The following is a 16,793-nucleotide window of genomic DNA, read 5'->3' on the forward strand; positions in this document are numbered from 1 at the left end:
ATGCAAAGCAGTGTCGAAGTAAAAAGCCCGTTTCATCTGGCATCACAGAAGGTAAGCCGATTCAAATTATCCCATGCAGGGAAGAGAGTTGCGCTTGGTTACTTATTTCTCAGCCCGTTTCTGATCCTCTTCATCGTGTTTACCGTTATCCCTGTCGTTCAATCCGTTTACCTCAGCTTTACCTACTACAACATGCTTCAGCCTGCCAAATGGGTCGGCTTATCGAATTATAGCGTCTTATTTCTGGAAGATGATATTTTCATCAAATCGCTCAAAAACACGTTCATCTTTGCTGTTATCGCTGGACCGCTCAGCTATTGTTTATCGTTTCTGCTTGCCTGGGTCATTAATACGCTTCGGGCTAGAATGTTATTTTCATTGGCCTTTTATGTGCCTTCCATTACAAGTGGAATCGCATTATCCATCGTCTGGCTCTACATTTTCTCTGGCGACCGATACGGCCTGTTAAACAATTGGATGTTGAACTGGGGAATGATCAGCGAACCTATTCTATGGACGACCGACCCGGATACGATCATGCCTGTCATCATTATTGTTTCCTTATGGATGAGCATGGGGACGGGGTTCCTGGTCTTTCTTGCCGGGCTTCAGAATGTTTCGCCTGAGTTGTATGAAGCGGGGGCAATCGATGGCGTATCAAGTCGTTTCCAGGAACTCTGGTTTATTACGCTGCCGCTTATGAAGCCGCAGCTGTTGTTTGGGGCAGTGAACTCCATCGTGGCTGCCTTCGGTGTGTTCGATATTGCCGTAGCCATGGCCGGCATGCCAAGCCCCAACTATGCAGGGCATACGATTATTTCCCATCTCTTCGATTATGCGTTTATTCGGTTTGAGCTTGGGTACGCTTCTGCCATCGCGGTATTCCTGTTTTTTGTTACGCTTGGTTTGGGACGGATAGTCATGAAATTATTATCGTCCAAAGAACAATAAGGGGGCAAAGGACGTGTCGATGAACTATGCGAAATTTGTTACCCGCTTCAACAGGGGACTATTGTATGTCTTTATGATTGTTTTGGTCGGGTTCACGGCAATGCCGATCATTTATATGGTTTCGACGGCATTCAAGCCACTCGATGAGCTGTTCCTTTACCCGCCGAGATTCTTTGTGCAAAAGCCGACGCTGCGCAGCTTTTATGACTTGCTTACCGCTACGGACAGCTCTATCGTTCCTTTCTCGCGATACATCTTCAACAGTGTGTTCGTTTCAGGCTCGATCGTTGTTGCCAGCTTGATTGTGTGCAGCTTGGGTGCTTATGTGCTATCCAAATTCAGGCCGCCTGGCGCCGGGTTTATCTTTGCGATGATTCTATCGGCTCTGATGTTCTCGCCGCAGGTCACGCAAATTCCGACCTATATGATTGTTTCCAGTCTGGGTTTGGTCAACACATATTGGGCATTAATTCTGCCGAAAATCGCGGTGGCCTTTAATATTTTCTTAATGAAGCAGTTCTTTGATCAAATACCGGACGCGCTAATTGAGGCGGCACATATTGACGGCGCTTCGGAGTGGACCATTTTCTGGAGGGTCATCATGGCGGTAAGCAAGCCCGCTTGGTCGACACTGATCATTTTCTCTTTCATCGGGAACTGGAATGATTATTTCTCTGCCCTTGTTTTCACTACAAGTGAAACCATGAAGACTCTGCCGCTTGCGATTCAGACGCTTGCCGGGGGTCCGGGTGTGGTAGCTCGATCGGGTGCACTTGCTGCCGGTACCTTCCTGATTACGCTGCCCCCCATATTAATCTTTCTTTTGTTTCAGAAAATGGTTATGAATACGATGGTTCATTCCGGCATCAAATCCTAGGGGGGCGGACACAATGGTCAAACGAATATCAGCGGTCCTGCTCGGCTGTCTGCTGTTTCTTATTTGCAGTTTGCCAGCCTATGCTCTCCCGCAAATGTCCTACACACTTGACCCGATGCATGGCTATAAGATTCCGATCCCACTCACGTATACCGTCGATAAGGTCATCCTGGATGTGGGCAATCCGGGATTGAATAAGCCCAGGGACCTGTTTATCGATGAGAAGGGTCTTTTGTATATAGCAGACACAGATAATAACCGGATTGTGAAAATGAACACCGATGGGAAGGTGCTTGGCATCTACGGCAAGGAACAGGGAGTTGTGCTCGATCAACCGAGCGGCATCTTCGTAGATGGGCTGGGCGATATGTTCGTTGCGGATACGGGGAGCGGTAGGGTGATCCATCTGGCTCCTGATGGCAAGCTGGTGGAGGAATTCGTAAAGCCGGAATCCACGTTGATTAGTCCGGAAATGGAATTCGCTCCCGATAAAGTCATTATAGACCGTCGCGGCTATTTGTACGTGCTGAATAAGACGGATTACAGCGGGTTTATGATGATCGATGCCATGAATCGGTTTCGCGGTTATATTGGAGCAAACCGTGTTCCATTTGATTGGAAGAATCTCCTCATCCGGTTATTGGCAACGCCTGAGCAGAGGGAGCAGTTAAACAACGCCGTGCCTCAACAGAACGCTAATTTGACGATGGACAGTAAAGGATTTATCTATACGCCTACCGTTCTGATCGATACCGATCAGATTAAAAAGTTTAATGCGATGGGTGAGAACATCTATAAAAAAGCTTTCTTCGGCGAGTCCTCGATTGATAGCGGAACGTTGGAGGTTCCGTATTTCGTCGATTTGGCCGTAGATCAATACGGTATTATTAATGCCTTGGATGCCATGTCGCGTAAGATTTATCAATACGATCAGGAAGGGAATTTGCTTGCTGTATTCGGCGGTCAAGGGGATGTAAAGAGCCGATTCGAATATCCAACCAGCATCGTAATCGATAAAAGCGGTACGATCTACGTCCTTGACCGTGATCGGAATAATATTCAAATCTTCAAGCCGACGCGGTTTGCGGAATTGATTCATCAAGCGAGTCAATTACATTTTAATGGGCGTTACCAGGAAGCCCTGCAGCCGTGGAAGGAAGTATTGAACATCGATGAAAATTATCCGTTAGCCCACCGAGGCGTAGCCAAGGCCCTGATGAAGGAAGAGAAATGGAAAGAGGCTATGAAGGAATTCAAGCTGGGTGAAGATCAGGATGGTTATTCGCTTGCTTTTGCCGAGTACCGGCATGACTTCATGCGTCAATACCTCGGCTGGATCCTGCTGGTGGCTGTTCTCATCATTTATGTGGTGTACCTTATTGTGAAGGTCATGATTCGCGTAACGAATTCCGTCATAAGGAGGTATGGCTATTGAATAGAGCAGCATCAATGAAACAGTCCTCCATGCGGTCCTTTCGGCTCGGGATCGCAATACTGTTTCATCCTGTGGACGGATTTGAAGAGCTGCAGAAGAACAAGCACCTGATCTCAGCCTTTGTGCTGATCCTTCTGACCTTATGCGTCAGAATCGTGACGATATATATGACGAGCTTTCATATCACTTCTCTTCAGCCCAGGGACGCCGATTTGAATTTGGAATTAGTCCGATTTGTACTGCCGTTATTATCAGGGGTCATCGCTTGTTATTTGATTACGGCAATTATGGACGGTGAAGCTTATTTCAGCCAAATCCTCACGGCCATGTCCTATGCGCTGATTCCGTATATCGTGTTTGCGATTCCCTTGGCAGCGCTCTCCATCGTCATATCGAAAGGCGAGATTGGACTCTATAACAGTATCAGTCTCTTGATTTGGCTGTGGGTGGCCTTGCTCATCTTTATACAGCTCAAGGTGCTTAATGATTATTCCTTTAAGAAGTCGATTGGCGTCGTCCTGTTATCCATTTTTGCTTTCCTTACCTTCTGGGGGACGATCGGCCTCGTCTTTGCCCTTACGAACCATGTCATCCAATTTATCAACGAAATTGCCGTAGAAGTTCGATACTTGCTGGATAATTAAGGGGGTACCATGATTACGGAAAAATCCAAAAAGTGGATATACAATGTCGCGGTCATCCTGATATTTGCAGCGCTCGTGCTCTTGGCCTTACCCTCTCTGCAAAGAGCCATTGACCGGGCACATCAGGAAATAAAACCGAAAAACGGGGTCGTGGAGGCTTCTGCGGAACCATCTGCCTCGGATGCTCAGCCGGCGCATGAACAAAGCGAATTTGAGAAGGTGGGGGAAACGGACCGCCTTGAGTTAATGTTCCGCTCCTCTGATTCCGCCATTGTGGTGAAGGATAAGAAGAACGGATATAAGTGGGAATCTGCAGTACCGCTCGAGGACGTGGAGACAGATGGGAATGAGCTGTGGACGGCGAGTAGTCAGTCGGCCTTTCATCTGACGTTCACGGATCCAAGCTTGCCTGCCCTGGAGACCCAGGAAACAAACTCGGTCATGGAGCAGCCGAAGATGAAGGCCGTTTCTCTGGAAAACGGGATATCCGTACACTACGATTTGCCCAGATTGCAAATTAGTTTTGATATGAGCTTTCAATTGAAGGGGAACTCGCTTGAGGTCACAGTACCGGGAAAGTCTATCAAGGAATCCAGCGATAATTGGGTCATGGCGATTGCTCCGCTTCCTTTTTTCGGAGCGGCATCGGATCATAAGAAAGGGTATTCCATTTATCCTGACGGTCCCGGCGCGCTGTCTACGTTTAAAACCAATCATCCCAACTATTTGAATCCTTATCGGGCGAGTGTCTACGGCCCGGATACCATATCATTCAACAATTATCAAAGGCAGCAGAATGCGCTGCTTCCCATATTCGGTCTGAAGGTCGGTAATAACGCATTCCTTGGGATGATTACGGATGGCGCTTATGATGCGAATATTCTCTACTCGCCAAGCGGCTATCTGATTAATTTAAACCGGGTTTCCTCCGAGCTCGTCTATAGACGGGAATATGAAGCTGTCAAGAAGGACGGGAATTTGACCAAGAAACCGGAGAAAAACTTGATACGGGAAGATCATACGATCCGCTATGTTTTCTTCAGCGGGGAGGAAGCCGACTACAGTCACATGGCCTCGGCATACCGGGAATACCTGGTCAACGAACAAGGGCTGACTTCAAAAATCAGGAAAGAGGATCCTATTCCGTATGGTCTTGATTTGCTGATGGGGATCAAGAAGCACCAGATCCTGTTCGATGATTTCATTGCTTCCACTACATTCCCTCAGGCGCAGGAAATGATGGAAGACTTGAAGAAACGGGGTGTGGAATCCATTTCCGCAAATTTGCTTGGATGGACGAGAAAAGGTTATCTGGAATATCCTTCTGGAAGCGTTCCCTCCGGTCAATTGGGCGGTTTGAGCGGCTTGAATAAATTAAGCGTTTATACTAAAAATAACAAATTCCAGTTATTTCTTCAGGATAATTACGTCGACGCCTGGAAGGGAAGCGGAGGATTCTCGACACGCAGCGACGTCGTTGTCGGAGCCAACCATTTTGCCGTGACGGATCGTTATAGTGAAACGTTTAATCTGAATGCAGGTAAGCAAAATTTGAAATTTCAAGGAGACGTGCTTGATCCGCTAAGTAAACTGGGTATTACCGGCATTAATTTTGATGGCATTGGTTATCAGGACTACTATGACTATAACAAGGATTACCCCCTGACACGAGAAGGAACGGCCATGCAATGGATGGAGATGATGGAAAAGTCGAGCAAGCAATTTGGTGGTGCCGCTGCTGTAGGCGGGAATGGGTACAGCATTCTGAAAGCGTCCCGCTTATTCGATATTCCAATGGAGGACAGCGGTTATTTCTTCACCGATGAAACCATTCCATTCTACCAAATGGTCGTACACGGACTCATTCCCTACTCGGGATATCCGCAAAATTTGTTTTATGATCCCCAGCTGCAGTTCCTTAAAATGGTGGAATATGGTTATATGCCTTACTATCAATTGACGAAGAATTTCTCGGAAGAGCTAAAAGACACCTACTATAGCGATTTATTCAGTTCCTCGTACAACAACTGGGTAGATCAATCGGTCCAACAGTATAAAGAGATGAATGAGAAACTGCAGCCAATATGGTCTCTATCGATCCAGGTGCATCGAAAACTGCAAAAGGATGTTTATGAAGTCGTTTATGGAGATGGCACTCGTGTCATTGTCAATTATTTACCGCGGGAAATTGAAATCGATGGTCTTCGTGTTCCGGATAAAAACTATATCGTCGTGCCCAAGGGGGGATAAGCGTGAAAGAGCGAAGAATCGGCTTGGAAAGAAAAAAAATGCTGGCAGGCTACGTGTATATTGCCCCATGGGCCTTAGGCTTCGTCTTGTTTATGTTTTATCCGCTCGCTTACTCCCTTTGGCTTAGCTTTCATGAAGTCGTAGGCGTTGGTAATTTCCAGCTTGAATCTGTCGGCTGGAGAAATTTCAACAAAGCCTTCGTACTCGATACCGAATTCATTCCTTTATTTATCTCCGTCATTCAAGATGCCGTTATCAATACACCGCTCATTTTAGTGTTTTCTTTATTTATCGCCATTCTGCTCAATCATAACATCAGGGGAAGGGCATTTTTTCGTGCCGCATTCTTTCTTCCCGTACTTATTGGTTCGGGGCTGGCCATGCAGCAGCTGCTGTACGCGGGGGTTGGAAAAGATACACTGGTGAACGGAATCGGCGTGCCTGATGAAGTGTTTCTTTATATGGGTCCGACATTCTCCCAAATCGTCTTTGATATGTTGAGCCGGTTAACTGTGATATTTTGGAAAACGGGTGTGCAGATCCTGCTCTTCCTTGCCGGATTACAGGGCATTTCCTTATCTCTGTATGAATCCGCAAGATGCGATGGAGCCACAGAGTGGGAAATGTTCTGGAAGATAACCCTTCCGCTCGTTACGCCAATTATTCTACTGAATCTGGTATTCACCTGTGTTGACTCTTTCACCGACATTAACAACCGGATGATGGTTTACATTAAAGATACGGCATTCACCAAGATCGAGATGGGCTACGCTTCGGGAATGGGCTGGATTTACTTCTTGTTTATATTTCTGCTGCTCATTATTGTATTCGTGTCGACCAAACGCTTTGTCATTTACACAGGAGAAAAATAATTGAGGAGGTGATCGCTGCGTGAAGAGGAATAATAGTCTATTAAGCCGAATAGGCAGCAAAAGCCGCTGGATTGCGTTGATTTATCGTATTTTCGTCTATATGATTCTGATCGACTTGGCCTTTGTATTCCTATATCCTTTCATTTATATGATTACAACGTCGCTCAAGCAGCCGGCCGATCTTATGGATTTTACGATCAAATGGATTCCTACAAGTCTGGCTTGGGAAAATTTCTATTATGGGATGGCTGGTCTTGAATATTGGCCTCATTTTAACAATTCCGCCCTTATCTCTGTCTTAAGCGTGGTTGGGCAAGTATTGTCATGTTCCTTTGTTGCCTATGGATTTGCCCGAATCAAGTTTCCCGGGCGCGAAGCACTGTTTGTTTTGTGTATGTTTACGATGATCATTCCGCCGCAAACGATCATTGTGCCTTTATTTATCCAATACAAAACTATGGGATGGCTGGACAGCATGCTGCCTCTCGTCGTACCGGCATTTTTCGCAAACGGGCTTAGAGGCGCCTTGTTCATTTTTATCTTTCGTCAGTTGTTTCGAGGGCTTCCCTGGGAGCTGGAGGATGCCGCCAGGGTGGATGGCTGCGGGAGCTTTAAAGTGTACTGGAAAATCATCATGCCACTTACTCCTCCCGCAATTGTCGTAACAACGCTGCTTTCCCTAGTCTGGCATTGGAATGACTTCTTCGAGCCTTCTATCTTTCTTACATCCCAGGAAAAGTTTACTTTGCCGATGATGCTGCCGCGGCTCTACCAGTCACTGGATACGCTAACGGGCAGCAGCTTTGAAGTATTCAGTCTGCCGGTCGTTATGGCCGCTACGTTCTTTGCCCTGGTTCCGATGCTGCTTGTCTATCTCTTTCTACAACGGTATTTCATTCAAGGCGTGGAACGTTCCGGATTGGTGGAGTAGGGTTACGGGTGGTCTTATAGTAGTGTCTTTAGTTGGAAAGATCCAGACTGGCACAATATTATATTTAGCGCACGGAATCATGGTCTTGCGGGCAGTTAGGTCCGACTCCTGTTGTCTTTTACCAACCCAACGAATTAAAAAGAGATCAGCCAGAAAAAACGGGCTGATCTCTCTTTTTTGTCCGGCCAGCGAAAACGTCAGCAGGTGAACGCGTGCAGGCGGGCAATGAACTGCGAGCCCCTGGCTTATCCGGGTTGCTTATCCGAGTTAAGGTTTGTACGTAAGCGGCGGTGCGAAGGCCGATAGCTGCCGCCCGTGGAATTTTTGCTCGAGGGCGTAGCCCATTCCAAGGATTTTACCATCATTCCACTCACGTCCCACAAGCTGCATGGAGATCGAATACCCGTGCGGATTTGTGCCCACTGGGACGATCACAGTCGGCAGACCGACGTTCGAAGTCAGAACGCCAGTGCCCCGGTCGGAAGACAGCTGGGAATCGGCGCTGCCATTGTTGTACATGTCGCTGATAAATCCGGGATATAGTACGGCATCAACATTAAAACCATCCATCCAGTTCGCAATGATTTGTTTATAAACCGCACGATAGGTGAGATAGGAGTCGACCTGGGCCGGAGTCATTCTGGCGGTGTCACGAAGCTCCCGTTGATTGTACGGCAGGACGAGAGGAGAAGCCAGCAGCTGGTCTCCGTCAGCGAATGGGAAGTCTTCATGCAGACCGATATAACGTGCCCAGCCTTCTTCGCTTCGGCTGCCCTCGGGGCTGCTTCCTCCGCTTGGCGGCGGCGTCATTTCGATCATCGTGCCGCCTGCAGCTTCGATCTCAGCAAATTTGTCCATTAACGCGTCTCCAGTTCCATCGTCTGCGTAGCTGGAGACGAAGGAGGCAGGAATATAACCGATTTTTTTGCCATTAAGCGCATTGGCGTCGAGGTAATCCGTCCAATTATCCGGCTTGTACGTATCAGCGTTCTTAGTCAACACATCAAGAGGGTCTGTCCCTGTTGTCGCGTTAAGCAAATATGCCAGATCCGTGACAGTCCGGGCGATAGGACCTCCGTAGTCCTGCCCCCAAGTAAGCGGCATGACTCCGCGGGTACTTGCCATACCGTCGGTGCCTCTGAACGTTGCCAAGCTGGCACCCGTGCTGGGAGCATATAATGAGACGCCTGTCTGGCTGCCCAGTGCACCGGCTGCCATGCTCGCAGCCACTGCTACAGCGGAGCCGCCGCTTGATCCGAAGGATGTCTTCGACGGATAGAGAGCGTTCCAGACCTGTTTCCAGCCGCTTTCGCTGTAGCTGCCTGAATTGGCGAACTCGGACATGTTGGTCTTCCCAATCAGTACGGCGCCACTTTCACGCAGCTTCTCTACCTGGTAGGCATCCGTATCTGGCTGCCAGCCTTCAAGTGCAAGAGTCCCGCCAGTAGTTGGCATATCTTTGGTATCGTACAGATCTTTAATCGCAAGTGGAATACCGAGAAGTTCACCGGTTTCCCCGTTCTTACGAGCCTGATCAGCGGCTTTTGCCTGATCGATTGCATCGGTTGCGACGTACAGGAATGCATTAAATCCAAACTGTCCGCCGTCGTACGCAGCAATCCGGTCGAGATAGGCGCGGGTGATTTCTTCCGAAGTGGTTATACCCGCCTCCATGTCCTTTTGCATCTCTCCAATAGACTTGTTTACAATGTCGTATTTGGACGTTGTATACGGCTCAGCTGCCTCGGGAGATGCTGGAATATCGAGCCGGGTGACATCAGGACAAACACTGGCGTCAAACCATGGCAGATTGGATACATCCCAGTTCACTAACGAGCAGACTTCTGGTGAGGACAGATCAGAAAATTCCGGATCCACTGAAAGTTCCTTAAGTTCTTTAGCAGCGGCGCTCACTGCAGATGAACCAGTCGCGCCCAGGAATACAAAGTGGGCCAATGACTTTGTTTCGTCCGGTTTGACGGTTAAGCTGTTTACGTATCCATAGAAATTTGCCTCATTGCCGGAGGCAGCCAGAGGCGTTTCAAACGGGTTCCGTTCCTGGTTGCCCATTTTTGTCAGCGCGCCCGGGTATGGACCAGGTGTTCCCAGCACCACGCCGACCGGACGCTGCTCCTGGTTAGGAGTCGCCGCCAGCGTCCACGAATCTTCCGGAGTGATCGTTTTATCGCCGCTCGAAGTAGCTTGTATTATACCTTGAGCCTTGCCTGAACCGTAACCGAGATCCCCTCCAAACGAAACATCAACCGTAACGGGTTCTTTGGTGGTATTCGTGAAGGTGTCAAAGAACCTCGTCCAGCTGCCGTCACTATCAACCTTTATTTCGCGGGTGATATGTACGCCCCCAAGATCAACGGCCTGCGTGGTTGCAAAAGTGTCAACTCCGTCGAACTTAAGTCCAAAACCGCGTATCATTTGACCGTTCAAACGTGGTTCAGGCTTCGTTGACACGCGGACAAAAATATTGCCAAACCCCTGAAGCGAAGATTCACTCGCTGTTCGGATGCTGCCGGTATCAAGTCCCGGCGGAGCAGCGTCATGGATCTGCCAAGTGATACCATTGTCGGAAGGTATGCTTGAAACTGCGGATACGGAGTTAGGGGATAACCCGACACTCAAAGATCCAAATGCGATCATGCCAGCAAGGAGTATAGACAAGTTCTTTTTTCGTCTGCTCGAGGATCCCGACGAATCGTGCGACGTGACTAGGTTCATTTGAGAACCTAGTCTGGGTGAAAGTGCTGCAATCCTCATTTTCTTTAAGTTGTTGGTCAAAATCTCACAAACCTCCCTTTTAATAGGTACATAGATTACTATAAAATCTCTACAGCAAGTGACCCACATGACTTCATGTGGAAGTTAATCTGACAATTGTATCCTATGCAATTGGAAAATTGTAGTCAATCAGGAGTTCAGTCGATGAAAGCGCTTAAAATTATGTTTATCTTCCTATTAATCTATTTCTCTCTTGTTTACATATAATTCATATATTTTGGTGTTATCAGAGGTTTATATGGATATGGGGTTGACGAATATTTGCACTCCTTAAAACTCAAGAAATCATAAACGTTTTTATAAAATAATTATTTTTGTGTCATATTACATGACTTAATAACACGCGGGTCAAACTGCCATCATTCTCAGAGAATGAATCCCGGAACAAAAAATAACGTGACTGGAGCTGGTCAGCTACTAACTATGAGAAAAAGCTTGGATGTCCTGAGAACCGGATTGCCGAGGCGCAAATGTTCTTTACTCAATTATGTATCTTGACAATCGTCAGCGGGATGATCGTTACCTGGAGCGATTGCACGAGCTGCGGCAAATCTGCACTGCGTTTAAAGTCGAACTCTGAAGACAGGGCATTGACAGCAGGATGGCCTGTATAGGTATTCAGCAGGGACCGATGTCAACACCTGGCAGCAGAAATACTTTCATGTAACCTCAATCGAGCAGACGCTCGTATGGTCTGTACATCATATAAAGGGCCGGGACTTTCTCATTTTGAGGATCCCGGCCTTTGCGCAAATATTATAAAATAAATGTTATTGCACTATTTACAACAGTGTGTGGCATACAGTATTATGAAATCAGGAGTTGATGAAATAAATGGATATCAATGAAACGATCAGCGGATTAACACAGGAGTTGCGGCGTGGAACGATTATTATCGGCGTGCTCAGTCAATTATCCGAACCGCAGTATGGTTATTCCCTGGTCTCCATCCTAGAGGAGAAGGGCATTAACATCGATCCAAGCACCTTGTACCCGCTCTTGCGTAGATTGGAGAAGCAGCAATTGCTTGAAAGCAAATGGGACACCAATGAAACTCGCCCTCGGAAGTACTATTTGCTCAGTTCTATGGGGAAGGAAGTTTACCTGCAGCTTTGTCTAGAATGGAGGAGCATGAACATGAGCCTTGAAAATTTAATTGGAGGAGACGATGGGGATGGAGTTAGTTAATAGATACATTTTTGCGGTGACGCAAAGGCTGCCTGAGAAACAGAGGACGGATATAGAAAAAGAGCTGCAAGGTTTAATCGAGGATATGCTTGAAGAGCGCGTCCAAGGCAGAGAAGCGACCAGAACGGATGTGGAAGAGGTGCTTCTTGAACTCGGGAATCCGAGTGAATTATCTGAAAGGTACAGGGGAGATAAGAGATATCTGATTAGTCCGGCAATCTTTTCGACCTATCTGTCCGTTCTCAAGATGGTAATTATCTCGATTGCAGTTGCAATGGCAGTCGTGTTCACGATTGAAACGTTCATGAATCCATCGCAAGTCCTTCACCATTTGGTGAGCAATCTGGTTTCCTTCCTTATCGTGGGTTGCGTTCAAGGCTTCGCCTGGGTGACGATCATGTTTGTCATAATAGAGGTTGTAAATGCGAAGAAAAGGAAGCTGGGAATAAAGGGCACCCATGACTGGAAACTGTCTGAATTACCAGCCCTGCCTGATCGTCGGATTCGAATTAAGCGTGCAGAACCTATAGCAAGCATAATCATTACCGTTTTATTCTTCGTGCTGTTTACCTTCTCAATCGACCTTCTTGGTGTATGGAGGTTTGAGGACGGCGGTTATTCGACGGTTGTGTCATTCTTCGATGAAGAAGTGTTTCGCGGGTTCCTGCCGATGATATGGATCCTGCTGGCCTTAAGCATCTTGAAAGATATCTTGATGATGATTTCAAGGAAGTGGACAGTAAGGCTAGTCGGCTTTGAAATCTTGCTCAATATGCTCTATTTCGTCCTCGCGCTGTTCATGTTTTCGGATATGGCGATATGGAATTCCGATTTTATGCAGCAACTAGCGCAATCCGGTATAACGCCGGTCCGCAGCGAGGCATTTGAAAGAGTGAGTGAGATTTGGGCTCGTATCAATGAAGGTTTAATCTATCTGATAGGATTAGTTATTGCCGTACACGTTATCTTCATGGCTGTTAAAGCATTTCGGATCAAACAGATCTCTTAATGTGTATCGATACTTGATCGGGCTGGCTTCCTCCCGGCTGTTGGAGGGGAATGCCACCAGCACGAAGTGCCGGTCAGGCTATGCAGCTACTAAGATTCAATAGGCTTAGATCGGGCAGCTGTAAACGTTAAGTCTTGGCATCACCTCTACGTGTGCACAATGGAAAACGCCAAATATAAACGTCATATCCTTTTTCGAGATTATTTGAGAAGTCATCCAGAGGACGCCAAAATGTATGGTGAATTGAAGTTGGAACTCGCACAACGATTCCACAATGACCGTTTGGCATACACAAATGCTAAGAGCGATTTTGTGAAAGGGATACTACAACGTGCTGGTTGGAAATGATGTGTATCTCAGTCAGGTGTTATTACGCTAACGGGTACGATAGTGGAGGAGCTTGCCAAACGGCAGCTCCTCTTTTGGTTTTTGAGTTATGACCACTTAACGATCACAATCCTAATCCTTAAATGCGCGAATCTACCCAAACCTTCACCGTAAATAACGCCTTGAATAGTCATGAAAAAAATGCCCCTATACAAAAATGTATAAGGGACTTGGACTTGCTTCAGGTTAAGTACACATTACGAGACCGGAGGCGTATCGGTAATATCAAGATCGCTCGGAGAAACAGCGTCAATGTACTTCATGCCTTTTCCCTCCAGCGTTCTGCTCACTTGCAGCGTTTCCAGGGTTGGCTGTTCCCAGACATTCTTAACTTGTTGTTCCATGTTATCACCTCCCTTCAAAGTGATTTCTTACAGTCTTTCATTGTACTCAGTAGTGGCAGTACAACGCCGCCAAACGGGCACGGCCGGTCCTTCTTATTTCAGGATATTGGCTGCAAAATTAACAAATATATCTTTTATATCTTCTTCTACGACCGTGCTCCCATAAATGATCTTGCCTATATTGGTTGTATTTCCTTGTATAATAGTCCGCCTCCCGTATAGGAAACGTATATTCCGGCGTTCGGTTCTCCTTTACGGGGACTCATCGCGTTGTTCTTGAAAATAATAATACCGTGTCTTTAAAGTGGAATAGCTTTTCCCATAATCCGTATAAACAATATGCTCCGGATTTTTATTAATATTATAAACTCCAGGGGTATGACGATTTTGCCTCCGCTTGGCGCTTCATCGATCATTTTTATGAATAGCCGGGGTATCATCCCTGATGGCTGGAGCAGCGGCTGCCGCGAGCTTATTGTTAATGTCAGCTATCTGTCCGGTAAGTTGGAAGACGGAAGTTTGTCTGAGACAGCCATAGGAAACAAAAAGAGCGGATGTACACGGGTTGCGAAGCGATTTCTGATCAAATTTGATTACCTCCAATGTTTAGATGTCTTGTCCGTTGCATAAACGTTCTGAATGATCTCATGAAAAGACAACAGCTTAATACAGATAAATTATGTATCGTTATATGGAATTGATGATACCGATTGTATCATATAATGAATTTGAGAGATCACTTCTATCAAATGAGTTTTTTTTAAGAAAACAATAGTAAAGCGGGTCTCGGTGCATGTTCAAGATTTTCGAACATCAAATAAAAACTTCAACCTGTAGGACAGAACTGCTAGTAATGCAAGCTGATTGATGAAAAAGAGGCGTCGAAGTCGTTTTCCTCTCCTTCGAATATAAGCAAAGTATAAATCTGTACTTTCTTATATTTTTAAAATTTTTTCATTCTCAATAAAGTGGAATTTACTCTTAATGAGAGTATACTTAAAGGATCAAAAACAATTTGAAACTGAGGTGATTGAATGGCTGTACATGAGTTGGCGCCAAGCAGGTATTGGAATACGATCGGCTCGCATGAGCCGGTACTGACCGTCAACGACGGCGACCGGATAACGACCTCGACGGTGGATGCCCGAGGATGGGATCGGCACGGAAACTCGGCTGCGATGGCGGGTAACCCGATGACCGGACCGTTTTATGTGAAAGGCGCGGAGCCCGGGGACACGCTTGTCGTCCGCTTCGAATCGATTGTGCCGAACCGCGAGTGGGCATGGTCGATGGATGTTCTTGCTCCCAATGTCGTCGATCCGTCCTATGTTCCGAACCTTCCTAAAGCGGAAAGAAAGAGATGGAAGATCAATACCGAGAGCCGGACGGCTCAGCCGGAGCTCGAATCCGACATGATCGCCGGCTTGCAGCTTCCGCTTGCTCCCTTTTTCGGCTGCTTCGGCGTCGCTCCGGCGTTGGGACAGGCTATCGGTACCGCAACCTCCGGCCAATACGGCGGCAATATGGACTACAGAGGCTTTGGAGCTTGCGAGACCATCTACTTGCCTGTATTCGTCCAAGGTGCGCTCTTTCATCTCGGGGATGGCCACGCCGTGCAAGGAGACGGCGAAATCGTGGGCACAGGGCTCGAAATTTCAATGGATACGACATTCTCGCTTTCATTGCTCAAAGGGCAAACGATCGGCTGGCCGCGCGGAGAGTCGGAGGATTCGATTTTTACGGTAGGAAACGCCAGACCTCTTGAGCAGGCCCTTCAGCATGCATCGACGGAGATGCTTCGCTGGCTGACCGATGAGAACGGCTATGGCTTAAGCGTACAGGAAGCAAGTCAATTAATGGGTCAGTGCGTAGAATACGAGGTAGGCAATGTTTTTAATCCTGCCTATACGATGGTATGCAAAATGAAAAAACGTTGGCTTCCTTCGAAGAAAGCAAAGTAACCCGCAGTGATATTTATTGTGGCTGTACTGATGACCCGTGCATACATAAATGTTGTCCCCAGTGGTATGCGAAATGATCTTATCCTTCAAACAATCGGCTCTTTGCTTATTATCGTTTCGTCTTCGGATTCGGGGTTTGTTGATCAGTACGTTGGCAGTCAGTCTGTTTTCTCTATAGGGGAAAGCTCGTGATCGGTAAGAAATGAATAATCAACAATAGTTCAAACCGCCTTATAATAGGCGGTTTTTTCTTTTGCAATTCAATACCTTTTCCCCTTTAAACCAAATGATGGAAGTGATTATATTTATGGATCCGATGGAAATAAAAAAGACGATTCATGATGAACCGTCATCTTAGGTAAGTTATGGCGGAGAGTGATTTTTTTGGGTACCGATCCTTGATAATAGGACTGAACATCCTGCAGCTTTATATTATGCTGGGAAAAGATGAGTCAGATGACCCCTACCAATTTTGACCGCTATATGATAGGACGGAAAAGTTAAAACTTAAAAAGTGTTGAATGCATGAAAGTTTGTACTTTATCCATGTCATTTTGAGGTGTATCTCCAATATAAAACAGATGTAATTTATAATTACTACGTTGTGGTTTTAATCCCTTCATAAACTATTCTGAGTTAATACTACTGCACCCCATTAAGAATGATTATTTCAAAAAAACCTATTAATATATATCTAATCACTTCCCCTTTTAACTCCATTAACAACCTCCTTAAATTAATTTATACGTTCAATTTCTCACTAGATACAGCAAAAAATTTAAAAAAAACTGGAATACATTGATTACCGCGTAATTCTGGTTAACGTAACGGAAATGGCTGGTCATTCTGAAAATAAGCGCTTGAATAAAAATCTAAAAAAGTTGGGCATAAAATCATATCCAATGTACGTCCTGGTGAATAAGAATGGGATCGTTTGTAACTCCCCTTACTTAAGTGAGATGGAAACATTCATAAAAGGGGAACTGAAAATTTCCGATAGTTAAGCTAACGAGTTGAGGAGCTTGCCGCGCGGCAGCTCTTTTTTCGTTTGGCGTGCCCAGAGGCACGCATTATCTAGTTGGTGAAAGTCCAACCAAGGGAGGGACCAAGCCACCCTTGTAGCTAGGATGCTTGCGCATGGCGAAATCTGT

The 16,793-nt window shown here is 46.4% G+C and carries 13 protein-coding genes; 11 read left to right on the top strand and 2 right to left on the bottom strand.

Going from position 1 to position 16,793, the window contains the following annotated elements; genetic code table 11:
- Genes AC0YNV_RS38775 through AC0YNV_RS38805 form a run of 7 tightly spaced genes read left to right on the top strand, consistent with a single transcriptional unit; the run spans position 1 to position 7,960 of the window.
- Positions 1-951, top strand: a complete 951-nt coding sequence (locus AC0YNV_RS38775) for a carbohydrate ABC transporter permease (RefSeq protein WP_475772799.1) — start codon at positions 1-3, stop codon at positions 949-951.
- 19 nt (positions 952-970) lie between these two features.
- Positions 971-1,828: a carbohydrate ABC transporter permease gene (locus AC0YNV_RS38780; protein ID WP_475772810.1), complete on the top strand. Its 858-nt coding sequence runs from the start codon at positions 971-973 to the stop codon at positions 1,826-1,828.
- A 13-nt stretch (positions 1,829-1,841) separates the two neighbouring features.
- Entirely contained in the window at positions 1,842-3,263 is a 1,422-nt protein-coding gene (locus AC0YNV_RS38785; RefSeq protein ID WP_475772800.1) for an SMP-30/gluconolactonase/LRE family protein, read from the top strand.
- Positions 3,260-3,907: a Yip1 family protein gene (locus AC0YNV_RS38790; RefSeq protein WP_210044170.1), complete on the top strand. Its 648-nt coding sequence runs from the start codon at positions 3,260-3,262 to the stop codon at positions 3,905-3,907. The genes AC0YNV_RS38785 and AC0YNV_RS38790 overlap by 4 nt, the downstream gene beginning before the upstream one ends.
- A gap of 9 nt (positions 3,908-3,916) precedes the next feature.
- A complete protein-coding gene (locus AC0YNV_RS38795) occupies positions 3,917-6,157 on the top strand; it encodes a DUF5696 domain-containing protein (protein WP_475772801.1) in 2,241 nt (746 codons plus the stop codon).
- Positions 6,158-6,159: 2 nt separating this feature from the next.
- Positions 6,160-7,029 (top strand): carbohydrate ABC transporter permease, encoded by an 870-nt coding sequence (locus AC0YNV_RS38800; protein WP_475772802.1) that lies wholly within the window; start codon positions 6,160-6,162, stop codon positions 7,027-7,029.
- Between the two features lie 19 nt (positions 7,030-7,048).
- A complete protein-coding gene (locus AC0YNV_RS38805; protein WP_475772803.1) occupies positions 7,049-7,960 on the top strand; it encodes a carbohydrate ABC transporter permease in 912 nt (303 codons plus the stop codon).
- A 267-nt stretch (positions 7,961-8,227) separates the two neighbouring features.
- Here AC0YNV_RS38805 and AC0YNV_RS38810 read toward each other — a convergent pair whose 3' ends face one another.
- Positions 8,228-10,636: an amidase gene (locus AC0YNV_RS38810; RefSeq protein WP_475772804.1), complete on the bottom strand. Its 2,409-nt coding sequence runs from the start codon at positions 10,634-10,636 to the stop codon at positions 8,228-8,230.
- A 951-nt stretch (positions 10,637-11,587) separates the two neighbouring features.
- On the opposite strand from AC0YNV_RS38810, the gene AC0YNV_RS38815 reads away from it, so the two are divergent.
- From AC0YNV_RS38815 to AC0YNV_RS38825, 3 genes are all read left to right on the top strand, one after another.
- Positions 11,588-11,941, top strand: a complete 354-nt coding sequence (locus tag AC0YNV_RS38815) for a PadR family transcriptional regulator (protein WP_475772805.1) — start codon at positions 11,588-11,590, stop codon at positions 11,939-11,941.
- The gene (locus AC0YNV_RS38820; protein ID WP_475772806.1) at positions 11,928-12,950 is read left to right on the top strand and encodes a hypothetical protein; all 1,023 of its coding nucleotides are present in this window, start codon (positions 11,928-11,930) and stop codon (positions 12,948-12,950) included. Before AC0YNV_RS38815 ends, AC0YNV_RS38820 begins: the two co-directional genes overlap by 14 nt.
- A gap of 159 nt (positions 12,951-13,109) precedes the next feature.
- Positions 13,110-13,298, top strand: a complete 189-nt coding sequence (locus AC0YNV_RS38825; RefSeq protein WP_475772807.1) for a GrpB family protein — start codon at positions 13,110-13,112, stop codon at positions 13,296-13,298.
- Positions 13,299-13,534: 236 nt separating this feature from the next.
- On the opposite strand, the gene AC0YNV_RS38830 is transcribed toward AC0YNV_RS38825, so the two are convergent.
- Positions 13,535-13,681 (bottom strand): paeninodin family lasso peptide, encoded by a 147-nt coding sequence (locus AC0YNV_RS38830; protein ID WP_210044200.1) that lies wholly within the window; start codon positions 13,679-13,681, stop codon positions 13,535-13,537.
- Positions 13,682-14,715: 1,034 nt separating this feature from the next.
- Here AC0YNV_RS38830 and AC0YNV_RS38835 point away from each other — a divergent pair.
- Complete coding sequence (locus AC0YNV_RS38835) at positions 14,716-15,642, top strand: acetamidase/formamidase family protein (protein WP_475772808.1); 927 nt, start codon at positions 14,716-14,718, stop codon at positions 15,640-15,642.
- Positions 15,643-16,793: the final 1,151 nt, after the last annotated feature.

It is taken from the genome of Paenibacillus sp. JT31N11, from assembly GCF_056269285.1.